The sequence below is a fragment of the Plesiomonas sp. PI-19 genome, assembly GCF_021368255.1.
Classification (GTDB): Bacteria; Pseudomonadota; Gammaproteobacteria; order Enterobacterales; family CAMTGL01; genus Plesiomonas; species Plesiomonas shigelloides.
Window position 1 is genome coordinate 219,182 of sequence record NZ_JAJNMQ010000002.1, and the last position, 24,762, is coordinate 243,943.

A 24,762-nucleotide genomic window follows, 5' to 3' on the forward strand; every position below is an offset into this window, starting at 1 on the left:
TGTGCTAATGGGGAATCTAATATTAAACCACTTTGTATGATGACTTAATATTAATGGTGATGACATTGCAGCTGCGATCTTAATCGATAATTACCGACTAGCAGTCGTGGTAACTGAATGATTACTTTATAATTAGCCTCTTTTTTAATTTACCGAAAACCGGGCACGGCTATTTTATGACCCTCAGCCATGACATAAATCCTGAGTACACTCAGTATTATCATCACGCACGTGATCACCAGTTGCTGCGCGGCAGCAAAATTATCCTCTTTCTCAGCACGTTTGCGGCTTACTTTATTGCCTGGCATATCTCAGCCCAGCTCAACCTAAGCATCTGGGGCTACAGCATCTACACCCTGCTCTCTGCATTTATTTTGACTGGTTTACTGTGCGGATTCGTGGGCACTAAATTGTTACCCGACCGCGTTCATGCTCCGTTTTATGCTACCGTATGCGCCATTGGCAGTGGATTGTTGACTCTGATTGCGGCTCCACTGTTGGTCAAGGTCTATCCCGACCACATCCTACAGTTAGGGATTCTAAGCAGTAGTTTGCTTGCTGTGATGTTTTTCTCAATCTATCCACTTGCTTGCTACGCCCTGCTCCTACCTGCTCTTTTCAGTAGCCTCTTCTTTTTCTCCGATGCCGGTAGTAGTGGAATAACACAAGCACTGCTATTGATCGTATTGTTACCGATGCTTCAGTGGCAATTGCAACATTGGTTTAAGCGTGCAATACGCCATCAATTTGATAAAGAGCAATTACGCAAAGATTTGGATATTGCAGGTTTATTGGATCCCGTGTGCGGATTGAAAAACCGTAAATTCTTTGACCAAGCACTCGAAGTTGAATTAGCGGCAGGCAGACGCAATAGCACACCGTTAAGCCTATTACTCATCAGCTTAAATAACACCAAGCAATATGAGTACACCTTTGGCAAATATGCCGTTGGCCAATTGCTAGAGCGTGCTGCCGAATGTTTGCGCCGTGCATTATATCGTCCGCGCGATACGGCAATTCGATACGGCTATAATGAATTTGTTATCATGTTGCCGGAAACCATGCTCAGTGGCTCCACAATTGTGGAGCAGCGCGTATTACAGCAGGTAGATAACTTAGGTTTAATGGGCGTCGGTCAACCAACTGATAACAGTGTACATTTTTCTATACGCACACTTGAGTTACCGCCGAAAACACACCGTAACGAAGCGCGTCACGACATTAATAGCGCCTTTGCTGAGCTGCGTGAACAAGAGCTGAATGCACTCAACATCCCCACTATCGAATAACTCTCATCACGTTGTGTCTGCACGCTCTGTGCAGGCACTTTCATAATGATACATCACGTCATAAGACATATTTAATTACATTATTGGCGCGCACCCGCATACTTTTCATGCTAGAAAAAGCAAGGAATAAAATTCGCCAAAATGGAATAGATATTTGGCATTCAAAATATCGTCCAACCCGCTAAAGTGTAATGTTTACTTTACTAATCAGAATAATTACACAACGTATTTACACCTAGCACACACTGTTTCGGAAAATAATAATGTTAAGTCAACGAAAGAACCACAAGCTCGGCGTATTCCCCACCAAGTTTGGTCTGAGTAAACTGATTGGTTGTGTCATGTTTATTGTATCGCTGATGATGTTTTACCATTCCGGTAACACAGTGTTTCAGCATTCTGTACTGACAAATGACGAACTGACAGAAACGTGGGATTACGGGATATTAGGTGCCGCCTTTTTCCTGTTCAGTATCATGTGCTGGAAGAAAGTATTTATCTAATAGCCAGTCGCCTGTTACCGCACATCGCTACACATATAAAACTACATGTATAAAAAAGAAAAGCTGCCAGATAGACGTACCAGACTATCCGGCAGCTTTTTTTTCCTAAGTAATTACCCTAGCCAACCGTGAATAATTCGGCCCAATTCATCAACATCGTTGTACAGGTGATCATTGCCAGCAACCTCGACACAGGTTGCGTGCTGGCCAAGCAATTCCTGAAGCTCGGCAAATGTCCCAAAAGGATCCGCCGTCTGTTGAATTACCAGCATCGGCTTGCTCGCCGCCATCTCCTGTAGAAGCTGTTTGTCGCTTTCAGAGTACAGTGACAAGGCTACGCCAATAAAAATAACGTGATTAGCTTCCAGATTCGGTGATTTGAGAGATGCCAATGTACCGATTGACTTGGCTACTACCACGTCACAGTTTGCTTTTGGCATGTGCGGCAACTCTGCCGCTAGATTGAAATCAGCCTCTGGATGTTGCCAAGCAGTAAAGCTATGTACATAGAGATCCAGTGATGGGATCTGCGACGCATCGACTACTTCACGGATCCACGTTTTTGTTGCAGGCACTTTTCCTGGGATTGCAATGACTTTCATATGATTATCCTGTGCAAGATATACAGAAATCAAAAAATACAGGCTATTGATACTTAAGCATTTTTCTACATCTCTGTATGTAACGATATTAAACAGTTGATGTCTGCGCCGCATCATGGAATAAATCATCTCGTCACAATGAGAAAAGCTTTCTATGCTCTTTAATATCATTGCTTAATGTTTATACTGAAAGCGAGCAAGTTTGCGCGAGGGAACGTGATGCTTGGATTCAACACTATCAGAAAAAAGGTCATCACACTCTTTGTCGTCTATACCTTGCTGTTTCTCGGTATTATTGCGATTGGCTTTTATTTTTTTATTACAACCCCACTCTACTCACACGCGAAAGAAACTATCACCAATAAAGCTGATACCGTTTCGTTGCAGATTAACCAAGATTTAGACAGCCTACTACCAACCATCAACACGTTAGCCGATTTTGCCGCAGAATATCCGGCCAAAACACTTCTGAGCCAGATTACCCATACCCTGCTGACATCATTAAACAATAATACGTTTATTATCAGTGGCGGGATCTGGCCAGAACCTTTTGCTCTAGACCGCGATCAATATAAATCCTCCATTTTTTACAATGCCAATCACGCCGGCTATGAGTCTTTAGAGGACTACAACCACCCACAGGCACCAGACTATTTTCACGAGCCTTGGTATGCTGGCGTGAAGTATCGAGGGCCAAATATTGTCGAATGGTCAGATCCTTACACTGACCCTGTGACGGACGTCAGTATGGTAACGTTGTCCAAACCCTACTATGTTGATGATCAGTTTCGCGGAGTGGTGACACTCGATATTTCGCTGAAAAAGCTCTCTGAAACTATCCAAAAAGAACAAACCAACTTTGGTGGCCAGCTCTATATTATTGACCGTCACGGGCACAATATTTTAGGGCAAGACGCTATTCCCGATCCTAATGCTCTGTTAACCACATCTAAATCGCACAGTGGCGACTGGCAAATTTTAGCCACTTACCCAAAAGATAAAGTGGATCAGCAAGCCATTGCGATCATCAAAAAAATAATCTTTATTGCAGTCCCGATCACGTTGTTATTTTTGTACCTCCTTTATCAAGCAATCTCACGCTGGTTGGTAAAACCTATTGAAAAAATCACGCACGATTTGACCCAAACCAAACAAGATGTATCGCTCAAAAATCAATTTCTGCATGCCGGTGATGAAATGGACATCATGGTGCATGAAATCAACAAGCGGATCAGAATCCTGAATCAAGAGCGTTTAAATGCCATTCGTGCCGACAAAGTCAAATCAACGTTTTTGGCCAGCATGTCACATGAAATCCGTACGCCCATGAACGGCGTGTTGGGATTAGCCCAGCTGCTGATGAAAACTCCGTTGAACCAAGAACAAACTCAGCACTTGAATAGCCTCTATGATTCGGGGATCCACATGATGTCTATCCTTAATGACATTTTGGATTTTTCAAAAATTGAGGAGGGAAAATTAAAAATCGATCACTACCACTTTAACTTTAATGATGTGGTCGGCTCACTGGTATCCACCTACTCGCCGCTGGCAAAAGAAAAAGGGTTAGACTTCACTATCTATTCCTCGGTACCCAGTGATATTTGGCTGTTCGGCGATAAATCACGCATTCGGCAAATCTTGTTCAATCTGGTCAATAACGCCATTAAATTTACCGCAAAAGGTGAAGTGGCCATCTACTTTGATGCTGAATACCCTTGCCATACCTTTGCCGAAAATGGCTTTCGCTTATTTTTCCGGGTAACCGACACTGGGATTGGGATCGCCCCCGATAGCATTGCGACTATCTTTGACCCGTTTACCCAAGCGGACAGCAGTACCAGCCGAACTTACGGTGGAACAGGCCTAGGGCTGGCTATTGTGAAGCAGCTAGTTGAACTGATGCATGGCACCATTGATATTGACAGTACAGTCGGCCAAGGAACGGAGGTCAAATTTGATGTACATATGGCAATGGGCAAAAATCAGCGTCCGTTAAAAAGCCTTGCCGTCGGCTCTATGATTGACGATTTGAATATTCTTATCGTAGAGGATAATAAAGTGAATACGGTTATTCTGAAGACCTTTTTGAGCAAAAAAGGACATCAAGTAACCTGTGTAGAAAATGGACAAGAGTGTCTGGATTTGCTCGAGCAAGAAGCATTTGATGTCATTTTTATGGATAATCATATGCCCGTGATGGATGGGATCTCCGCCACCATGGCAATCAAAAAACATCCCAATCCTCGCATTGCAAACACCTTGGTCTTTGCTTGCACAGCAGATGCTTATAAAGAAACCAAAGACGCGATGCTAAAAGCCGGTTGTAACTTTGTGCTCACTAAACCGCTTAATGAACCGGTTATTTTTGACGCGCTTAATCAATTTTCCTCTGAACTGCAATTCAGTAAGATGACACGGTTCACAGGAAAGCATTAATTAAACTAATTTAGCTTGCACTAAGAATTGCTTAATTAGTTAAAGCAAATATGCGACAACTTGATTCATTAATCTATAGAGTTATTAATCGGCTGCAACAAAGGTTTGCTGAATGTGTATTTCACTTTAAGAAGACCCAATGTGTTATATTATTGCTAGGGAAACGTTTATCATGATGTAAAAGTCGTATTACATAAGCAATGGAAGGTGATGTATGCTTTTAGCGTTGATGAATGAGCTAAGTCCTATCGCAATAATACTGGTACAAGTTACCCTGCTGATCGGATTAATTTTATCTATCATGGAAGTTTGCGTACTTTTTACGCCTAAAATCATTACTGCTGCCCTCATACACCTGATGGTTTAATACTCAGGTCATCGCAAAATGCTTCATGCGTTGTCACCCGTATTGATTTTAAGCGTAAAAAAAGAAGTTCACCCAAGGGAGAACTTCTTTTTTATTTATCTAAATTAGATTAAGCAAATATCAATTAACGCTCAATCATCTGTGCACGCTCAGGGCCCACAGAAATCATTTTCACTGGCACGCCCATCAACTCTTCAATACGCAGCACGTAATCTTGTGCAGCTTTTGGCAAGCTTTCAAAGGTACGGCAACCGGTAATATCTTCATCCCAGCTAGCCATTTTTTCATACACTGGCGCTAATGCGGCAGTCTGCGGCCAAATTGGGTTAGCACTGTGGTCGCCATCATAAGCTACACAAATTTTCAGATCTTGCATGCCGCTCAAGCAATCCAGCTTGGTCAGTGCAATTTCTGTTGCCGCTTGGATCTCGATACCGTTTTTAGTTGCCACGGCGTCAAAATAACCCATATCACGTGGACGTCCGGTAACTGCACCAAACTCATTCGCCGCTTCACGGAATGCATCCTGATGCTCCATAGCAGTGATCAGTGTACCGGTCCCCACAGAAGAGCTGAACGCTTTAGCCACAGCAATGATACGCTCAGGACGCAGCGCTGGCAGACCACTACCAATACCTGCATAAGCACCGGTTACGTTGGAAGAAGTCGTCCATGGATATTCGCCGTATACCAAGTCACGACCAGCCCCTAACTGCGCTTCAAACAGCAGATTGTCGCCTTTGGCTTGCAGTGCTTTTAATGGCTCGCTTACGTTGCAAATCGCATCACGCCATGGCGCGGAGACATCCAGCAGCCAATCCGCCATTTCTTGGGCAGTTTGGGTAAACTCGAAATCGGGATACAGAGCTTTCAGCTGTGGCAGCTTCCAATCCAGCAGGAATTGGATACGCTCAAGCAGCACATCTGGTTGCTTCAGCCAGCCCAGCAGAATGCCTTTTTTCATCACGCGGTCGCCATAAGCTGGCGCAATACCCTGACGAGTAGAGCCGTATGCGCCAGAGCCCAGACGCACCTCTTCCAAGGTATCTTCCAGCGCATGCAGCGGCAGACACAAGGTAGCGCGATCAGAGATGCACAGATTAACATTCACACCGGCAGCCTGAATTTCAGCCAGCTCTTTAGACAGTGGCTCAGGGCTGATCACCATGCCTGGGCCAAGCACGGCCAGACAGTTAGGATTGAATACGCCGCTTGGCAATTGGTGCAGCTTGAAGGTACCGAAGCTGTTTACCACCGTGTGACCGGCGTTGTTACCACCCTGGAAACGGATACTGGCCGCCGCTTGGTCTGCCAGATAATCAACGATCCGACCTTTACCCTCATCACCCCAGTTAGCACCTACTACTACAACAGACGACATAATCAATTCTCCTTGAAAGCAATGAGGTTATCCTACGGCGGCCCCGAGAATTAGAAAAATTAATTATAATTATCAAACCAATAATTTTTCCATATGGGAGAGCATTTCTCGATATACTACCTACACGCAAGTATCAGCCCGAGAACAATACGGGCACATAGCCAGACACCAAGTTACAAGCGCCGGAGGCAATGATGCTGGATATCCACTGGTTGAATACCTTTGCTACATTGGCCCGATTGCAGCATTTTGGGCAAACGGCCACCGAGCTGCACATGACCCAACCCAATGTCAGCTTGCACATCAAAAATTTAGAACGCGCAACACGGGTAAAACTGATTGAGCGTAATCCGTTTCGTCTGACACAAGCCGGCGAACGGCTGCTGCTGAGCGCCGAAAACACCTTACGTGAATTGCAGTTATGTCAATCTGACCTCAATGCGCTGGGCGATTTTAGTCAAGGTACGTTGGCCATTGCCGCCAGCGATATCATTTCACGCTTATTGTTAATTCGCCCTTTTCAGTTATTTAAACAGCAGTTTCCTGGCATCGATCTGACCTTGTATAACACCACCTCGGATCAAGCCGCAGAATTGGTGCGTAGCGGTAAGGCCGACTTGGGATTTGTACTAGCACAAAAGCGCAGTGAGCCTTTGCATTTCACGCCGCTGCAACCGGTACAATGGTGCGCTCTGGGTCAAAATAGTGCCATGCTACGCGAGGCACCGATGCTACCGGATGCTGTGACCGCAACCCAAACAGCAGAGAGTCAAAGCCCGCAGCGTTTCGAAGGCAGGCTGGATAGCGCGTCTGACAGCTCAACCGATACCGCCACCAGCGAGTGTCCAACGCTAATCTTACTCGGACACGATACCCGTACCCGCGCGCTTATTGACTCGGCATTGCATCAATTGAGCTTGCCAACCTATCGGGTCATGGAAGTGGGCAGTGTTGATGCACAAATTGATTGGGCAGAGGCAGGGTTCGGCACTGCGATTGTGCCGTCTTTTTCATTGCGCCCACAACGCCAACTGACTTCGCCCACCGCCGCATTACCGCACTTTCCCGGCACCCGGTTAGGCTATATCGTGCGGCAAAACCAAATCTTGTCACGCGCTATCAAGCAGTTGCTGCAATGGGTGGATGAAGAGATCAAACAAGACATCACGCTGACGCTTTGAAAAGGCCGTACTCCTGAACAAATTTGTAATCTGCAGCTGCCTTGGCATTTTTACTGTAGAGGATGTGTGAATAATAAGTTGCAACAAGAGAGTGTTTGCAGGGGTGCCTAGATATCATTACCCTGCCAACAGTTGTTATACATTTTAAAATGGTTCCAATACCGGTAAAACGAGATCTTCAATGAGTCATCACATACACCATCTTTATCGTAAGATACGCGTTTATCTGCGCTCTCGTCCGCAGTTTTTATTCTCCCTATCAATGGCAGTATTATTTTATTTTGCTCTACTGCCCTATTTCTCGGCCACGATGCGTCTGACCTTTAGCTGGAATATTTTCGCGTGGCTTTATATCAGCTTCTTATTAATTAAAATTATCAACCGTAAAGGACGCGATATTCAACGAACCACGCGCAGAGAAGATGAAAGCGCGAAGATGGTGATCTTATTTGTGATCATTGGCTGCTGTATCAGCGTATTGGTGATGCTTCTGCAGCTTGCCACCGCAGGTCAAATGCACGGCGATGAACGATTGCTGCATTTGATGATCACCGGCTCGACCTTGCTCTCCTCTTGGTTGCTGCTGCCCATGGCCTTTACCATGCACTACGCCCATATCTTTTACTCCAACAACGATACCGAGAATCCGTGGTTATTGTTCCCTGATAACACACAAATCCCAAGTTACTGGGACTTTATGTACTTCTCATTTACGATTGCGGTTGCATCACAAACGGCGGATGTGTGTATTGGATCGCAAGAGATGAGGAAGGTGGTATTACTGCAGTCAGTGATATCGTTTTTCTTCAATATGGCGGTGCTGGGTATGTCTGTAAATATTGGTGCCAGTCTGTTCTAAATTGCGCTTTACCGTCCGTAAAGATTGCCGCTGATTACCACGCAGCACGCCCTTTCGATCATCAGGCAGGATGCGAAACACATCCTGCCTATTTCATTAAAGCCGATTATTGCTGGCGTGCCTGCCGGCCAACCGCCTCACCCAATTGCCATACGGCCATGGCATAATGCGTACTGTGGTTATAACGCGTAATCGTGTAGAAATTCGGTAATCCATACCAATACTGATAACCACTGCCCACATCAAGGCGCAGTAAGCTGGCTTCTTTGTGACCCTGTAACGAGCCATTTGGCGTCAAGCCTGCTTGGTTTAATGTGCTAACTGGGTAGCGCGTTTTAAAACCGTGGTCTAAATCTGGTGCTTGGCCACTGGCAGGGATCGCCACTGGCGCGCCTGGCGTCCAGCCATAACCGCGGAAATAGTTGGCGACGCTGAAAATCGCGTCCACCGGATCCCACAGGTCAACATGTCCATCGCCATTACCATCTACGGCATAGTTTTGGAAGGCTGATGGCATAAACTGACCGTAGCCCATCGCCCCAGCAAACGAGCCTTTTAAAGTCAGTGGATCTTTGCCTTCTTCACGCGCCATCAGCAAGAAAGTTTCTAACTCGGCACTGAAATACTCGGCGCGACGTGGATAGGAAAAGGCCAGTGTGGATAAGGCATCGATAATGCGCGTTTTGCCCATCACCCGACCCCAACGCGTCTCAACACCGATGATACCGACAATGATTTCTGGCGGTACGCCATACACAGCTTCGGCACGTTTGAGCTCGGCCTGGTATTGGTTCCAGAACTGCACACCATTTTGCACGTTATCTGGGGTAATAAACTTACCGCGATAACGCAGCCATGCACCGTTTGGCCCACTCGGCGGGCGTTTTGTCGGCGCTTGCTGATCCATCAGGCGCAGCACATAGTCCAGACGCTTGGTCTGTGACATGACACTTTCCAGTTGCTGGCGATCAAAACCATGCTCACGCACCATTTTGTCGATGAACTGCCCAGTCGCTGGGTTATAGGCATAATCGCCATTTTCCAGATACAGCGTATGCTCCGGTTGTAAAACAAAACCACCGGAATTGTGTTTTTTTAACGCTTCAGCCGCCGTTTCCGGCTCGATATTCTTGCTGCTACAAGCACTGAGAACCAGTACCAGCGGCAGCAGCGCAGCTAGTTTACGCATTGAGTTTCCGTTAACCCGATCTAATAACGATAATTACGGTTGGTCTTACACTGTAAAGGACTTAAGCACCGCGTGCCAAGCAGCAGCGAGTACGTTTGCATGAAACGTAAAGCTCAGCCGGTCATCAAGCTGTTCACAGCGTGTTTAGCACCCAGTCAGTAACGATGCCAAACATATCATGATAACTTTTCAGGTAAAAAAACAGCGCTATCAGCGCTACAGCCAACATCACAATTGCGCATGATTTTCGCACACTCCATTGTTCCGTCATACCCGTTCCTTTTTTTACTTTGCCAATTAACTAAAACCATACTCCTGCAAAAGAAAAATATGTATTTACAACGTGTATCATGTTGTAATTTGAGAGGTGCATCACTTATTAATCCAAGGCTGTTAGCCCAATTTAGATGACTTCAATTAACGACAGCACAATTATTCATCTTTTTGAACAAGCACCCTATTTAACAGCATTAAATCGGTCCTATTTTCTGCTAAGCGCTGACTTCGCTATAAACAATAAATCAGACATAAAAAAAGCAACTACCCGAAGCTAGTCGCTTTTTTTTAATAAATCTACGGTTATTTTATTAATAGCTGCGTGTCACTTCACCCAGCCGCTAACGTGACGTTGTCACTTACATGCTATCAGTTAAAACCCATAGTTAATCTGGAATGAAAAAGTATTCATATCACTGCCAAAGCTACCACCAATACGGGCAAACAACGGTACAGACTGTGATTGCAACGTCAGCGCCACCACGCCACTGGTGGCATTGATCGACTCTTCCAGATCGCCAGGGAGATCATATTCCAGTTTCAGGTGTTGATACTTCAACCCCGCACTGGGAATGAGCTGCATATCATTTTGCATATTGATGACATAGCCCATCTCAGGGGTAATATCGAACGCATTCACATTGACCGAATCAAAATCGTTGACGCTATAGAACACATCAATGCTCGGGCGTAAGCCGCTTTCCAACTCCGTAAACAAACGAGTACCCACCCCGTAGAGTAAGCCAGATTGTGAGTCATTGATCGACAATGCATCGTCACGATAGTCAGACTTCAGATTTGCCGCGCCCAGAGCCAGATAAGCTTCACTGAACTCATTACTCGCCCCCAACGTGGCATAATATTGATTCAGCGTGATATCACCGCTGTAATTAGAACCAGAATCACTGTATTTGGTGTAGTCATATTTAAAGCCGATATTCACTTCAGCCTGTGCTTGCACCGAAAGACCACATCCGGCCATCAGCACTGATGCCAGCATCCATGTTTTCACGTTCCGCATAACTCACTCCTTGTTATTTCACTGATCCACAGTAACAAAGCTGAGCAATGCGAAAACGTAAACGGCTGTATTTTGTGAGTTCTTTCGCTGATGTGCCGATACTGACTTTACATCGCACAGCAAGTTTCAGATCAACATCGCTTTACGCGAAATACTTTACTTAGTATGCCACAGGCAATAAAAAACGGCAGAATGTGTTTAACGCCCATAGGTGCCAATACCGTTCTGCCGCTTTAGTGAAGCTAAAATTTCACATCGGTTATTTAACTTCTTCAACCGGATAACCGGCACCACGCCACGCAAAAATGCCACCTGGCAAGCGATACACATTTTCGTAGCCTTGGTTTACTGCCCAAATAGCGGCATTATGGCTACGACCACAGGCGACAAAGCCACAGTACATAACAATAGTGCGGCTCTTATCTGGGCCCAGTAGCTCCAAGAAGGCTTGTTCGGATTGATTATCTTCGGTCAACGCCGCCCAGCTTTTGCCATCGGTAGCTTGTTTAGCGAACACAAAGTTTTTAGCCCCCGGAATGTGGCCCTTCTTGAAGCTGCTGTCGTACGGCATGGTATCGATAATGAGCATATCTTGTTGACCATCCAGGCGATTTTTCAGCTCTTCCACCGTAATCAACTGGTAGCCGCCCTGCTGCGCTTCACGGGCAAGCGTAACAGCCTGCTTCTCTGCCGCCGTTTCCTGCTCAAATTTATTATCAGAGCAACCGGCAGTGAATACCGAAACGGTCAGCAATGCCAATGCTGTCAGTGAACGCTTTTTCATCGTTATCTCCATGTTATTTTACTGATTCTCTTACTGTGTTTTGGCGCATCTAGGCGAGAGGCGCGTTTGAACCACATCAACAAGCACATACCGAATAAAACGGCATCGCGACCTAGCGCCTGGGGCAAACCACTTAAATCGGCTTGCCCCAAACAGCCACAATTGATGTCTAACCCAATAGCCATGCCATAGCTCAGCACGGCCATAAAAACCACCAGCAGCGCCATCATCCCAACTAATGCAACTTGCCGGCGACACAACACGCCAAGGCCAACGACCAATTCGGTTAGGATCAACAACCATGCAATAGGGGTAATTAGCGCAGGCAACACTAGACCAAATGCAGCAATCGTGAGTGCGAAGTCACTCGGATGCGATAGTTTTGTCAGCGCACTGACAATAAAAAAACCACCGCACAGGATGCGGCAAAATAGGATAAGTAGTCTCATTTATATGATTATACCGGAGAGTGATTATCACATAACAGATGAAACTCGACATTCTGGCAGAAAATTGTGGGGCTGCCGTTATATCAAAATCACACGAACACCAAAGGCCACACTAAACCGCGTCTTGCAAACGCTCTGGATGGGTCAGCACCACCGCGCGTCCGGGGCGCGTAAAGCAAACCAGCGTCAACCCGCATTGCAGCGCCGTTTCCCGAGCGAGCGTGGTCGCCGCCGAGACCGCAAACAAGATCTCCACGCCACACGCCGCCGCTTTTTGTACCATTTCATAACTGGCCCGACTCGACACCAGCAACACACCCTGTTGCCACTGTTGACGCGCACGCAACCCGAGCAACTTATCTAAGGCGACATGACGGCCAATATCTTCACATCCACCGAGTAATTCGCCCTGCGAAGAGAGCCAGACGGCGGCGTGCGTGCAACCGGTTAAATTGCCAATTAGCTGTACTTCACGTAGGGCTGACAAGGCGCTATCGATCTGCGACAGAGAAAACCGCTGGGTCATCGGCAAGCGCGGCAATTCGCGATGAATTTCCGCCAGCTGCTCAGTACCACAAATACCACAGCCGGTGCGCCCAGCCAGTGCGCGACGACGCGCTTTTAGCGCCGCAAAACAGCGGCTCGACAGTTCAATATGTACTGAAATTCCCTGACAGCTAGGCTCGATATCCATACCGTAAATATCGGCAGAAGAGCGAATAATGCCTTCCGATAAGGAAAATCCGAGCGCGAATAGCTCTAAATCGCACGGTGAAGCCATCATCACCACGTGGGAGATACCATTGTAGACAAGGGCGACCGGTACTTCTTGTGCCAGCAAATCCGCAGTCTCTTGCGCTAAATGTCCGCGGCGGTTCACGAGCACCTGCTCGACACCCGCGAGAAACGAGCTATCCGCGCTAGATATTTGGGCCGTGTAGCCGGCATCGAGAGCCACCGCCGATGACGAGGTTAAAGCATCAATATCCATCCGGTTGTCTTCCCTGTTTTTCTCACTCGCCATTTTCGCACTCGCCAGTTCCCTGAATCACCAGCGCTCAATAGCGAGCATTACGAGTTTGTTGGGTCTGGTTGGCGAAATAATACTATCAATGCATTCAGCATCACGCCCAATCTCAACGTAAATGCAGAAAATCCTGTAACAAGCTCTCTTTCAACCAACGCGCAGCCACACCCAGTGATTGTCCTTGATGCCAAAAGAGCTCCATTTGTAATCGCGGCGGGGAAGGCCAACATTCAGCCTCTAACTGCACCACCTCGCCTTTTGCCAGCGCGCTACCCAGTAAAAACTCCGGTACGGCCGCCCAGCCGAGTCCGCGCTTCACCAACTCTAACACTGCCCAATCCCCTTCCACCCACCACACTTGTGGTGAAAGACGAAAGCGATGGCGAATTTCCCCTTCACGCCGAGCTGCCACCATCAACTGCCGTGCGCCTTGCAAATCACTTTGGCTAAGTGAGGTACGCTGCGCGAGCGGGTGTGATGGCGCACACACCAGCGGTAGGCGGATTTGCCCTACAGGCACACAGCTAAGCGTCGAGTGTGGGTTGGGCTGTTCATAGCTGATCCCCAACTGTGCTCTGCCGCTGAGCAGCATATCCGTTAGGTCTTCCATCACGGGAAATAACAGTTCTAATTCAACATCGGGAAAGCGCAAAGCAAAAGCTTCCAGCAATGAGCCCAATTTCGGCAATAGCGAGTCATCATCCACTGCCAATGTCAGGCGACTCTCGACGCCGGCGGCCAATTCACCGGCTAGCGCAGTAAACCGATCGCACTGATTTAATATACCGCGCGCTTGCTGGAGTAACCGTTCACCGGCCGCGGTGAGTGCCGGATTACGCGCACGGCGATCAAAGAGTTGCACACCCAGATCAATTTCTAAATTCGAAATAGTGGTACTCACCACCGATTGCGCTTTACCCAAACGCCGCGCGGCGGCCGAGAAAGAGCCACACTCGGCGGCGGCTTGCAGACAGCGCAGTTGCTCCAGTGTCATGTTCATGCCGCGCTCCATATACCGATGTGCTTGTTTCACAAGAAATAGCCAATCTATCTATTTTAACGATAGTATCTAACTAACAACTATGCATTTTAAACGATAGATTAGCAGCCACATCGCTAACCAGAAAGAGAAAATACTATGCGCACAGGCTCCGATCGTTTACGTCACGCTATTGGTTTTGAACTCATTGGCCTTATGCTTTGCCCGCTAATCGCCAGTTGGGTGATGGGAATGCAATTACTGGAATTAGGCAAGCTTGCTATCATGTTGTCGGTGATCGCCACCGCATGGAATTATGTCTATAACCTGCTGGTCGATAAACTGATGCAAAAGGTGTTGGGACGCACGCAAAAGAGCTTGCCGGAGCGGGTCTTACATACGTTGGTATTTGAGGCCGGCTTGTTGCTGTTTGTTCTGCCATTGATTGCTTGGTGGTTACAGATTTCACTAAAACAGGCATTTGTGCTGGATATGGGCTTTGTGATCTTTTATCTGGTGTACGCGTTTTTCTATAACTGGGCCTATGATCGCATGTTCCCTATCCCAGCCGCTGCAACTGCAACTGCAACTGCCACAATAACGGTCGACGAACCCGTAACGCACGAAAAAGCATCCGTATTATAATCAGGGAATAAAAAACCGGTGACCCTGTATACATCAACACGGCACCGGTTTTGCTCATACGTCAATCATGCCAGCAGCATGCCAAGTGCGATTAACGCTCTAATAATGGGGCACTGCGGAAACTCCACATCCCCATCACGCGTAGCGCATCGCGGTAAATACCCAGCAAATCACCATCGGACACTTTTTGCAGCTCGGCCAGTGGCTTATCCAGCGCGGCGACTGACTCGAAGGTAATCCCCTGTGGCCCGGTTTCCCATGTCGCGATTTCCAGCAACGCTTGACCACGGCGCACATGGCTACCGGAACTGAGCAGTACAGCATGCTTAATGCGATGTTGAGTCAAGGCGTAGCGGCTATAGAGGGCATTATCAACGGTGGATGTGGCATAGTTGTCTTGCACAATGCGTTTCGCATCAATACCTTGCTTAACTAACCACTCTTGCATCAAACGTGCTTCGGTTTGGTTGTTTTGCGGCACACCACCGGTAACCACAATCAATGCCTGCGGGCTTTGCTTGGCCAGCACCAATGTTTTTTGCAGGCGCTGTATCAATACATCATGCATCGAACCATCTGGGTTTAGTGCATAGCCTAAGACCACAATCGCTGAATCTGCTCCTAACGGCTGCGGAAGCTGATCACGAATAGGCATTTTGCTGACCTTGTCCACCACCACAAACAGATCTTGCACTTTTTGGTAACGGGCCGGATTCAACGCTTTCAAACGCGATAGATGCTTATCCACCTCAGCTTCGTTACCTTTAAAACGTTGCCACGTGGCCAGATAGATATGCGCATCCAGATCATCGGGGGCTAAATCGAGGATCCGATTGAAAATGGCAATCGCCTGATCCACATCTTTATTATAGATGTAGGCATTTGCGGCACTGAACAGTAAATCAGCACGATACGGCTCTAGCTTATAGGCAGACAGTAAACGGTCCGCCACTATCTCCATATTGCTAGGTAATTTAGCCGTAAAGCCGGCGTGAGAAACACGCGCCGGAGATTTAAAGGCATCTACAGCCTGCTGTAATAATTGGTCAACAACCTGACGTTGCGTTACTAACTCAGCATATTTGGCCTGTGGCTGTAATGCCTCGGTAGCAGAAAACGCAGAAAAAGTCGGAGAAACTAATGCGACAGCAAGGGAAAGAGCGAGCAGACTGCGTGTCTTATTTTTCATATTACTCTCCTTATAATCATGACCCTCTCAGAATATAAGAATATCCCTTGGCTGGATGTTTATCGGATCACGCTTTACCTTCTGCTCGTTGATTAGATGTACCGATTAAAGCTCCACCATTAATAGAACACTTTGTTATTATTGATTTTCTCCTACCATTTAGTGATCATTGCGTCCACGCATAAGTATGCAATACTGTCTTGATAAGGCAATCGACACTGGCCACCAAAACAATCGCTTCTTTAACTTACTTTAATTCTCATCACTGGCTGTCTCTCGACTAAACAAAATGAGCCGATACTCGCGCTATCTTGGTTAGCCTAAGAAAATAAAGCATCATATCTTCACGCCAACGAAAGGAAAGGAAAGGAAAATAAGAGGGTAAAACTGGCAGTGAACTTAATTAGTCATATCAATATAACCAAGTAAAAATGGGCAGGCCATGATGTATATTTGGAAGTAAACGTTTTAAAACAGAAGCTTAATTATGCACAATAAAATGTTAAATTATGCACCTCAGTGGTTATTATCACTTATAACATTGATTGCAAATTCGTAATTTACGCGTCAAGCATTCATGAATCACAGTGAAAAATACTATGATTAGACTCACAGATATTGAAATTGATCGCATTTTCAATTGATATACTAGACAATGATTTGCATAATTCAGAGGTCTTCCCTATCAAGGCCGTTGCACTGATGTTAAAGAAAATAGTCAGCCGGACGTTTGACCTATTTAAACCACAGTATTTATTCAAAAACCTGCTCTGGCTGGTTTTATTTATCGGGCTGGGAATGATCGCTGAATATCTGTTTGAAAAAATGTTCCTTGTCCCTTATATCCAGATAATTATGTAAACTCTCTAAAAAAGGCTCGATGTTACCGGTATCAAATTAACAATTCACACATCGCAGCAACCACTTAATTACCTATCAATCCCACGAACAATAAAATAATAACCACGGTAACAAATAAGCCATTTCACCTATCGCTATTATTTTTGTTCTTCTTACCCAAGTTCCCTCTCAATCCTTTCACTTGCGCCCAATCACGCCACAGTTACATCACCTGACTACTCGCTATCTTCTGCATTGCACCCCAAGTGCAATTATGGCCATATTGCGCTATGCGGGTAGATTTTTTTACATATTTATCGCGCTGCTTATGCTTACATGTACTGTTTTCGCTCGACCGTAAAACTACAATGAACCACACTGAACTAAACAAAACCGGCATCCAGCACAGACCTACGGCATATACTGATACACCAGAGTGCCGCAACAATAACCGGCGACACATATGCGCCGCACCCTGCCCCCTGATGCCTAGAGTGAGAAGTCATTATGCAAAGTGAACGATCAACCAATTGGCCATACCCAACCATCATAGCTCACCGCGGTGGCGGTAAACTGGCACCAGAGAATACCTTAGCCGCCATTGATACCGGCGCGCGCTATGGTCACACCATGATTGAGTTTGACGTTAAGCTCTCACGCGATCTACAACCTTTCTTACTGCACGATGATACGCTGGATCGCACCACCAATAGCTGGGGAGTGGCCGGTTTACTGACCTGGGAGCAGCTACACAAGCTGGATGCCGGCAGTTGGTTTAGCCACGCCTTTCGCCATGAGCCACTACCGCTATTAAGCGAAGTCGCGCAGCGTTGTTTCCAGCACCACATGCTGGCCAACGTGGAAATCAAACCGACTACCGGTCAAGAACAGCAAACCGGTACCGATGTAGCTCGCGCCGTACAAACCTTGTGGGCCGGACAGCCCATTCCACCGCTGCTCTCCTCCTTCTCTGTAGAGGCATTAGCGGCAGCAAAACTTGCTGCGCCGGAATTGCCGCGTGGATTACTGTTGGAAGCGTGGGATGAAAACTGGCCAGTGTTGACCAGCGAACTGGAATGTATTTCCCTGCACATCGATCACCATGCACTGACCGAAGCACGGGTTAAACAGCTGAAAGACGCCGGCTTGTATGTGATGGTGTATACCGTAAACCAACCACAACGCGCGAAAGAGTTACTTGAGTGGGGCGTGGATAGCATTTGTACCGACCGTATCGATCTGATTGGGCCGGATTTTCACGTGTAATACTATCCGTAACATTCACTCTCATCGGTGTTGCGGCTAAGAGTCACACTTAGCCGCAACGCCGGTTAAACAAAGGGGACCGTGTCTATCGCGGTCCCCTTCGCTGTCGTTACATTGATAGTGCTAGATTGATGTCATTAGATTGATGACGACACCATGCCACTAGGAAGTCCAATTAAACGACGAACTTCGTGTTGCCAACCTTGTGGATTGCCAAAATAACGGCTAATCGGCAATACAATCAGTTGATTGGCAATTTCGATACCCACGGTTGGAAAGCCTTGCCCCTGTAAGCGCGCCAACCATGCTCGGCTTTCGGCCACATGCTCTTGCCACGCTACCTGCTGGTAAGCCTGTTCAAAATCTCTCAATACGATACCTTGCTCTGCGGCCAATAAGGCTAAACGCGCAGGATCGCCAACCCATACGCCATCACGATAATGCGTTTGCTGAATGCGCGACAGCATCTGTACACCATCGCCTTGCAGCTGTTGCACGGCTAAAATCGCGCGGATTGGTGGTTCTGAATCCAAACGATGGTTACTATCCAGCAGCAAGTGATTGAAATAGGCAGCGCCAAACGGCTGACCGGTCAACTCAGTGATGCGCTCATCATGTGGGCGCACATAATCGCGCAGCGCCTCCCCCATTACCGGCCGATTATCCGACGTCCACAATCCGCCCGCATGCAGGCAAATCTGTATTTCCGGCATCTGATGCAACACGTCGATTAACGGCGCGGCGCCATAGCACCAGCCACATAACGGATCGTAGATATAATGCACGACAGCTCGACTCATCTTTTCCTCCACTGGCCGCATGCTAAGTACAAGCGTGTTGCGCTATTCACACCCCACGCCCATACTGGCCGACTTTTCGGCATTACCACTTCATCTCACCGGTAGCAACTTTAGAGCCAATCGCTAACCCATCGTCCACTGGCAGTGCCGGATACGCTTTTTGCATCGCCTGCATCAACGCCGCAGAGCCTTTGACCTCGGTTAAGTTATGCTCAAAGCGCTGAATATAATCACGGGTAAACGTCACCGCATCTGTTCCACTCGGTACCTGCCCCAAGAAATGCCCAGGGATCACACGCTCTGGCGACAATGCCAGCAAGCGATTGAGCGCCGCTACCCACTCGGCACGGGCAGCAGGTGTTTGGCTATCGGCCATCCAGACATGTTGTCCTGCGGTCACCAATACGCCGCCGAGCGCGGTCTTGGTTTGTGGTAGCCACAAATAGGCGTTTGGCGTATTCAGCTCACGAATTTCAATGCGCTCACCGTCAACGGTCAGATAGTCGTCATTCAGCACCTGTGGCACTGTCACTTGCGCCGGTGCGCCTTGGCCTAAAATCGGGCCCCAATAGGCTAATTTGGTCGCATGGGTGGCTTTAATATGCTCAGTGACATGGGCACTGGCTAGCACAGGCACATCGGGGAACGCGGCTCGCACCGCTTGCAAACCAAAGTAATAGTCAGGATCACCCCCACTGATGTACACCGCTTTGAGCTTCTTACCGCTTTGACGAATCATATCCACCAGCGCTTGTCCGTCTTGCACGGAAAACTGCGCATCAACCAAAATCGCTTCATGCTCGCCGCTGATAAGCTCTGAAGAAACAGGGAAAATCGCATTTTTGCCTGGGTTATACACAGCTACTGTCAGCGGTGCCGCCTGCAAGTTTGTTGCTGCCATTAACGCCGCCCCACTCATCAACATTGTTGTTTTACGCATGATTCCGTTTTCCTTGTTTACGCCTTAATTGGGATGCATGCAGTGTATTGATTCGTGATAAGGACAAAAACAGCCTAAAAAGCACAACTCTGTTGCGCAAATCGAGCAAATAGAAAGAAAAAAACGCTACCTAGAACAACACCGATGCCATCATGCTGCGCGCAATGCCATTAAATACGTCAGACAGGAAAAAATCGGCAAAGTCGAAAAAATAGCAGATCAGCACAAATACAATTATCCGGTTTAGCATGTCACCTCCATCCCGATCGCAAGGCTGCAAATTATCACCAGCAATGCATCGAGTTGCATTAAGTGGGCTGCATCTTTACGCAACGGAGGGTAACAGAGTTCGACTATATGTAAATTTGTACACGAGCGATGCGCAACGTTATCCGCCCCGCAGTTCTAGAAATTTTTGATACTAGCGCGATCACAAAATCACAATGTCAGCGCGAAATTTGCACTAAACATGGGTTTTGCGATCGCGTCGCCATTATATTCGTGCCACAAACAGCAACTGACTGAAAATAAGTGGTATAACACTTGAGAGGCCTATCGCAAGGAACCCATTTCGAGCTACGTCAATGCGGTGCGATAAGCCAAGGGAGTGACACAATTAATGGATGAAACCTGAAAACATCAGGCAGGGAGGGCAACATGAAAGAGTTAATCAAATTGGCGGTATTTTGGGTTGTCGTCACCGGAGGGACTTGGGCGGTGTTTACATCCCTGTAAGAGAACGCGCTGATCTCGGTTATCTGCGGATAAAAGCAATTCCGAGCATCAATGAGAAAGGCTGCCTACGCAGCCTTTTTTTGTGTTTGTTTTTTTTATGCTTGATGTCTGCTATTACGAGGTTGGCATTTGATGGCAAATTTCTGCTTCCCTACAAAATAGCCAACTTAGCTTAACTCCATCTGCTGCTGATGCTGGGTTGCCAGCGGATGACGGATAGTCAGCGACATCCCCAACGCCACCACCAGCAGTGCCAGAATCAGGTAGAAGGTCGCCATAAAGCCGCCAAACAACGACGCCACCACTGAGCCGATAATGCTACCCAGACCAAAACCCAGATAAATCACCCCGTAGTTCTTGGTCAGGTTATTTAAGCCAAAGAAATCACTGACCAAAGACGGATAGACCGTAATAGTGCCACCAAAGCTAAAGGCTATGCAGGCAACAGCAGCAAAGAACAAGTTGGCATTCAGTGGTACAAACAGCAGCAGAGCCATTCCCGCCAGCGTAATCACTTGTGCCAACGAAATCACACGAATGCGCGGCATACGGTCAGATAAAATGCCCAGCACCAAACGGCCACCCAAGTTCGCCATCGCAATCACCGCCACGGCATTGGCGGCCACAACGGCAGGCAGGTTCACCATTTTCTCGCCGATATCTTTGGCCACGCCAATGACATACAAACCACTCATGCAGGCAGTTAGAAACATTAACGCCAGCATCCAGTACTGCGGCTTACGCATCGCTTGTGCCAGCGTAAAATCATGAGCTTGTTGCGTGCCAGCTGATTCTTGGCGCGCGGGTGCATCTTTCATTAACAGCGCCCCCAGCATCACCAGCACCATCGCCAGTAATCCCCACATCTTGAAGGTATTTTCTAGACCGGTGCTAGAAAGCAGCAATAAGTTAATGTATTTAAAGCCCAAACTGCCCAACCCATACGCACCAATAGCGCAGGCGGAAATCAGCCCCTTACGCTCAGGGAACCATTTCACACAGTTCGACAGCGTCATCAGGTAGCCCGTACCGTCAGCAAAACCCACCAAAATACCGGCGCACAGATACAGCATCATCAGATTGCTAGCATGGGCGGTGAGGAAAAATCCCAAACCTAACAGCAGGCCGGACCCCAAAGTCACCTTACGCACACCGAAGCGCTCTTGCAGTTTGCCAGCCAATGACGAGGCCACCGCCAACGCCAGACTCAGTAAACCGAAGGCAAACGCTACCTGACTTACCGGCTCATCCAGCTTGCTGGAGAGCTGCGCATTGAACAGGCTCCAGGTATACACCGAGCCCAAGGCAAATTGCGTGATAATGGTACCGAGCAGTGTCAGAACTCGGGTACGTTGATACTGTTGCGGACTTAACTGCTGCTGACTCATAAGCCACCCCTGATAAACCATGATGATTGTAAGAAGCGATAACTTCTCTCAGTGGTGGCACTATACGAGGGAAAACTCCCGCTCTGGCGATAAAAGGCATGAGCTGCAAAACGGGAGGAATGAAATGCAATTACAGACGCATCAGTTGTCGAAAGGCTTTGATGTTACTGCGGCTGACGGGAATTTCAGCGCTCAACTCGTGCAAACGGATCAAATAGGTGCTGTTAAACCACGGCACGATTTCGCGAATTTTGTTGATGTTCACACAATACGAGCGATGACAGCGGAAAAACCCGTCTGCCGGTAAGCGACTTATAAATTCGCTGATGCTCATTGGCATCACAAAGCGATCATCACGCGTATACACATAGGTCAGTTTTTCATCGGCCTCAGCATAGTAGATCTGCGCACACGGGGTGACGATAATGCGCTCACCTTTAACCAGATTCACAGTTTGGTTACGGTGTAACATCCCTTCGTCCGCCATCGTAGCCGATGCCCCTGCGCCTTGACCGACATGAACTGCCGCAGGTGACTCCGCATTAGCTGCAAGATTTGCTACTGCAGGCACTTTACGGGCTTCGATTTTTTGCAGCAGATGGGTAATGCGCGCTTCGTTATACGGCTTTAAGATGTAATCGAAGGCTTCCAGTTCAAAGGCGTCTACGGCAAACTCTTTATGCGCCGTCACAAAAATCACTTCCGGAGGATGTGAGGATTTACGCAGGTTTTTTGCCAGCATCACCCCATCAATGGATGGAATTTGAATATCCAAAAACACCAAATCGACATCGTGATCTTGTAAGTATTTAAAGGCTTCCAACCCATCTTCAAACTGAGCGGCGATATCAATTTTACTGTACGTCCGGATAAGATAGGCCAGCTCTTCACGCGCCAGATATTCATCCTCAACGATGATGGCTGTTAGCATAAATTTGCCTCCGGATCAGGTAAATAAAAACAGACTTCCGTGCCCGGCTCCAAACGCCGCAACTGCAGCCCAGCGCCGTACAACAGGGTTAAACGCTGATGGACATTGGTTAAACCAATGCTATCACTGCTGACCGTACCAGCCGCCAGATTATCTATTACGTCCTGACTGATGCCATAACCGGTATCCCGAACCGCCACTTTAACGCCGCCAGCCAGTCGCCGCACTTCCAGCGTTACTTTTCCCGGTGCGCTACGGGGCTGAATGCCGTGCAAAATGGCATTTTCCACCAGCGGCTGCAACAGCAAACTTGGCACCCGAATATCGACCTCATCCACATCAAACTCAACGGTTAGCTTATCGCCAAACCGCGCTTGCTCAATGGCGACATAATCACGCACTTGCTGCAACTCATCGTTCAAATTGATGAGCTCTTCACCGCGCGACAAGTTATAACGCAGATAATCAGCCAGATTAGCAATCAGCTCACGTGCTCGCTGCGGCTGGATACGAATTAGCGAGGAAATAGCATTCAAGGCATTGAATAAGAAATGCGGGTTAATTTTATTTTGTAATGCGGTAAATTCGGCCTTGCGAGTGGCTTCTTGCAGCTTAGCGATCCGCGATACTTCCATTTGGGTCGAGATAAGTTGTGACAATCCCACCGCCATTTCGCGCAGCGAGCTGGTAATACGATGAGTGCGGCGATAATAAATCTTCAGCGTACCGGTCACCGCGCCATTCTCGCGCAGCGGAATAATAATTGCCGAATGAAAATCAGACAGGTGATAACGCTGCAAATTGTTATTGATGATGATTTGCCCTGAGATCACCGCTTGCTGCGTCATGTTGCTGATGGTGTGGTGATCATCGAGCTCGTAATACTCTTTGCCGGCACCGGCATAAGCCAACACATCGTGGGTATCGGTGATAGCAACCGCATCGGCATCAATTTCTCGGCGGATGGTATCGCACACCTGTTCGAGCGCATCACGATGGATTTCGCGGAAAAACGGCAGGGTTTTATTGGCCACATCCAGCGCCAATTTGGCCTGTTTGGCGGCAATCAGCTCTTTTTCATCATCCAAATCTTGCACCAAGCGAATAATCAGCCCGATACACACGGTGCCCAAAATCATCGGTAGGGCAATATTGCGGACAATCTCAATACCTATCGCATGTGGCTTAGTCAGTAACAAGATCAGCAGCATGGTCAGCCCTTCACAGGCCATCCCCGCCAAAATGCCATACAGCCATAACCGGCTCTTACGCGCCCGATAGTGGATCAAGGTAGCCAGCAAACCGGCCGAAATACTGCTAAGCAGGCACGGTAATGACGTATAGCCATCAATATCAATTAGGTATCGGTGCAAACCTGAGATCACACCAGCTGGAATGCCAACCCACGGGCCAAACAGGATCCCTCCGCAGATCACGGCGATGATGCGCACGTTAATCAGCGCACCCTCTACGGGAATTCCAGTGTAAGTACTAAATACCGCGAACAAGCAAAACAGCACACTGACCAACGCTAGCTCAGTCGGCGAATGGCGCTGTTTTTGAAAAAGATGTTGAAACGGCCAGACCCGCGTTAGAAAAAACAGCGTCATCAGCATCAAGGCCGCGCGTTCAAACACGGCCAACAGCATCACCCCATCATTGGCTCCCACGACAGCCTCCTG

21 protein-coding genes are annotated in these 24,762 nt (G+C 47.7%); 7 read left to right on the forward strand and 14 right to left on the reverse strand.

Annotated features, from left to right (window positions below):
• Positions 1-176: 176 nt before the first annotated feature.
• Entirely contained in the window at positions 177-1,289 is a 1,113-nt protein-coding gene (locus LQ901_RS15905) for a diguanylate cyclase domain-containing protein (protein ID WP_152135602.1), read from the forward strand.
• A gap of 263 nt (positions 1,290-1,552) precedes the next feature.
• A complete protein-coding gene (locus LQ901_RS15910; protein WP_010863149.1) occupies positions 1,553-1,792 on the forward strand; it encodes a hypothetical protein in 240 nt (79 codons plus the stop codon).
• 113 nt (positions 1,793-1,905) lie between these two features.
• Here the strand turns inward: LQ901_RS15910 and LQ901_RS15915 are convergent, their stop codons facing one another.
• The gene (locus LQ901_RS15915) at positions 1,906-2,394 is read right to left on the reverse strand and encodes a hypothetical protein (RefSeq protein ID WP_152135603.1); all 489 of its coding nucleotides are present in this window, start codon (positions 2,392-2,394) and stop codon (positions 1,906-1,908) included.
• A gap of 219 nt (positions 2,395-2,613) precedes the next feature.
• Here LQ901_RS15915 and LQ901_RS15920 point away from each other — a divergent pair, with 219 nt between their 5' ends.
• Positions 2,614-4,833, forward strand: a complete 2,220-nt coding sequence (locus LQ901_RS15920; RefSeq protein ID WP_233672432.1) for a hybrid sensor histidine kinase/response regulator — start codon at positions 2,614-2,616, stop codon at positions 4,831-4,833.
• A 491-nt stretch (positions 4,834-5,324) separates the two neighbouring features.
• Here LQ901_RS15920 and LQ901_RS15925 read toward each other — a convergent pair whose 3' ends face one another.
• Positions 5,325-6,581: an adenylosuccinate synthetase gene (locus tag LQ901_RS15925; protein ID WP_084976745.1), complete on the reverse strand. Its 1,257-nt coding sequence runs from the start codon at positions 6,579-6,581 to the stop codon at positions 5,325-5,327.
• A gap of 194 nt (positions 6,582-6,775) precedes the next feature.
• Between LQ901_RS15925 and LQ901_RS15930 the strand changes: the two genes are divergently transcribed.
• Both LQ901_RS15930 and LQ901_RS15935 read left to right on the forward strand, forming a co-directional pair.
• Positions 6,776-7,762: a LysR family transcriptional regulator gene (locus LQ901_RS15930; RefSeq protein ID WP_152135605.1), complete on the forward strand. Its 987-nt coding sequence runs from the start codon at positions 6,776-6,778 to the stop codon at positions 7,760-7,762.
• Positions 7,763-8,024: 262 nt separating this feature from the next.
• Entirely contained in the window at positions 8,025-8,621 is a 597-nt protein-coding gene (locus LQ901_RS15935; protein ID WP_081632844.1) for a DUF1345 domain-containing protein, read from the forward strand.
• A 106-nt stretch (positions 8,622-8,727) separates the two neighbouring features.
• On the opposite strand, the gene mltB is transcribed toward LQ901_RS15935, so the two are convergent.
• The 6 genes from mltB to LQ901_RS15965 form a co-directional block, all read right to left on the reverse strand.
• Complete coding sequence (gene mltB / locus LQ901_RS15940; RefSeq protein ID WP_010863143.1) at positions 8,728-9,810, reverse strand: lytic murein transglycosylase B; 1,083 nt, start codon at positions 9,808-9,810, stop codon at positions 8,728-8,730.
• 649 nt (positions 9,811-10,459) lie between these two features.
• Positions 10,460-11,107 carry a hypothetical protein gene (locus tag LQ901_RS15945; protein WP_152106137.1) on the reverse strand — a complete coding sequence of 216 codons (648 nt, stop codon included), beginning with the start codon at positions 11,105-11,107 and terminating at the stop codon, positions 10,460-10,462.
• A gap of 259 nt (positions 11,108-11,366) precedes the next feature.
• On the reverse strand, positions 11,367-11,891 hold the full coding sequence (locus tag LQ901_RS15950) for a rhodanese-like domain-containing protein (RefSeq protein ID WP_172534767.1): 525 nt from the start codon (positions 11,889-11,891) through the stop codon (positions 11,367-11,369).
• A gap of 2 nt (positions 11,892-11,893) precedes the next feature.
• Positions 11,894-12,340: a MauE/DoxX family redox-associated membrane protein gene (locus LQ901_RS15955; protein WP_172534768.1), complete on the reverse strand. Its 447-nt coding sequence runs from the start codon at positions 12,338-12,340 to the stop codon at positions 11,894-11,896.
• Between the two features lie 112 nt (positions 12,341-12,452).
• The gene (gene fdhD / locus LQ901_RS15960; protein ID WP_233672433.1) at positions 12,453-13,331 is read right to left on the reverse strand and encodes a formate dehydrogenase accessory sulfurtransferase FdhD; all 879 of its coding nucleotides are present in this window, start codon (positions 13,329-13,331) and stop codon (positions 12,453-12,455) included.
• Positions 13,332-13,476: 145 nt separating this feature from the next.
• On the reverse strand, positions 13,477-14,367 hold the full coding sequence (locus LQ901_RS15965) for a LysR family transcriptional regulator (RefSeq protein WP_152135609.1): 891 nt from the start codon (positions 14,365-14,367) through the stop codon (positions 13,477-13,479).
• Positions 14,368-14,505: 138 nt separating this feature from the next.
• On the opposite strand from LQ901_RS15965, the gene LQ901_RS15970 reads away from it, so the two are divergent.
• The gene (locus LQ901_RS15970; RefSeq protein WP_233672434.1) at positions 14,506-14,991 is read left to right on the forward strand and encodes a PACE efflux transporter; all 486 of its coding nucleotides are present in this window, start codon (positions 14,506-14,508) and stop codon (positions 14,989-14,991) included.
• Positions 14,992-15,082: 91 nt separating this feature from the next.
• Here the strand turns inward: LQ901_RS15970 and LQ901_RS15975 are convergent, their stop codons facing one another.
• A complete protein-coding gene (locus LQ901_RS15975; RefSeq protein ID WP_152135611.1) occupies positions 15,083-16,180 on the reverse strand; it encodes a YdcF family protein in 1,098 nt (365 codons plus the stop codon).
• A gap of 1,347 nt (positions 16,181-17,527) precedes the next feature.
• Here LQ901_RS15975 and ugpQ point away from each other — a divergent pair.
• Positions 17,528-18,286, forward strand: coding sequence for a glycerophosphodiester phosphodiesterase (gene ugpQ, locus LQ901_RS15980; protein ID WP_152135612.1), 759 nt, complete (start codon positions 17,528-17,530; stop codon positions 18,284-18,286).
• A 137-nt stretch (positions 18,287-18,423) separates the two neighbouring features.
• Here ugpQ and LQ901_RS15985 read toward each other — a convergent pair whose 3' ends face one another.
• From LQ901_RS15985 to LQ901_RS16005, 5 genes are all read right to left on the reverse strand, one after another.
• Positions 18,424-19,086 (reverse strand): DsbA family protein, encoded by a 663-nt coding sequence (locus tag LQ901_RS15985; RefSeq protein WP_152136562.1) that lies wholly within the window; start codon positions 19,084-19,086, stop codon positions 18,424-18,426.
• A gap of 82 nt (positions 19,087-19,168) precedes the next feature.
• Positions 19,169-20,026, reverse strand: a complete 858-nt coding sequence (locus LQ901_RS15990; protein WP_152135614.1) for an MBL fold metallo-hydrolase — start codon at positions 20,024-20,026, stop codon at positions 19,169-19,171.
• A gap of 902 nt (positions 20,027-20,928) precedes the next feature.
• Positions 20,929-22,149, reverse strand: coding sequence for an MFS transporter (locus tag LQ901_RS15995; RefSeq protein ID WP_172534779.1), 1,221 nt, complete (start codon positions 22,147-22,149; stop codon positions 20,929-20,931).
• A 130-nt stretch (positions 22,150-22,279) separates the two neighbouring features.
• Complete coding sequence (locus LQ901_RS16000) at positions 22,280-23,080, reverse strand: LytTR family DNA-binding domain-containing protein (protein ID WP_230433214.1); 801 nt, start codon at positions 23,078-23,080, stop codon at positions 22,280-22,282.
• Positions 23,074-24,729: a sensor histidine kinase gene (locus LQ901_RS16005; protein WP_036769542.1), complete on the reverse strand. Its 1,656-nt coding sequence runs from the start codon at positions 24,727-24,729 to the stop codon at positions 23,074-23,076. Before LQ901_RS16005 ends, LQ901_RS16000 begins: the two co-directional genes overlap by 7 nt.
• Between the last annotated feature and the right edge of the window lie 33 nt (positions 24,730-24,762).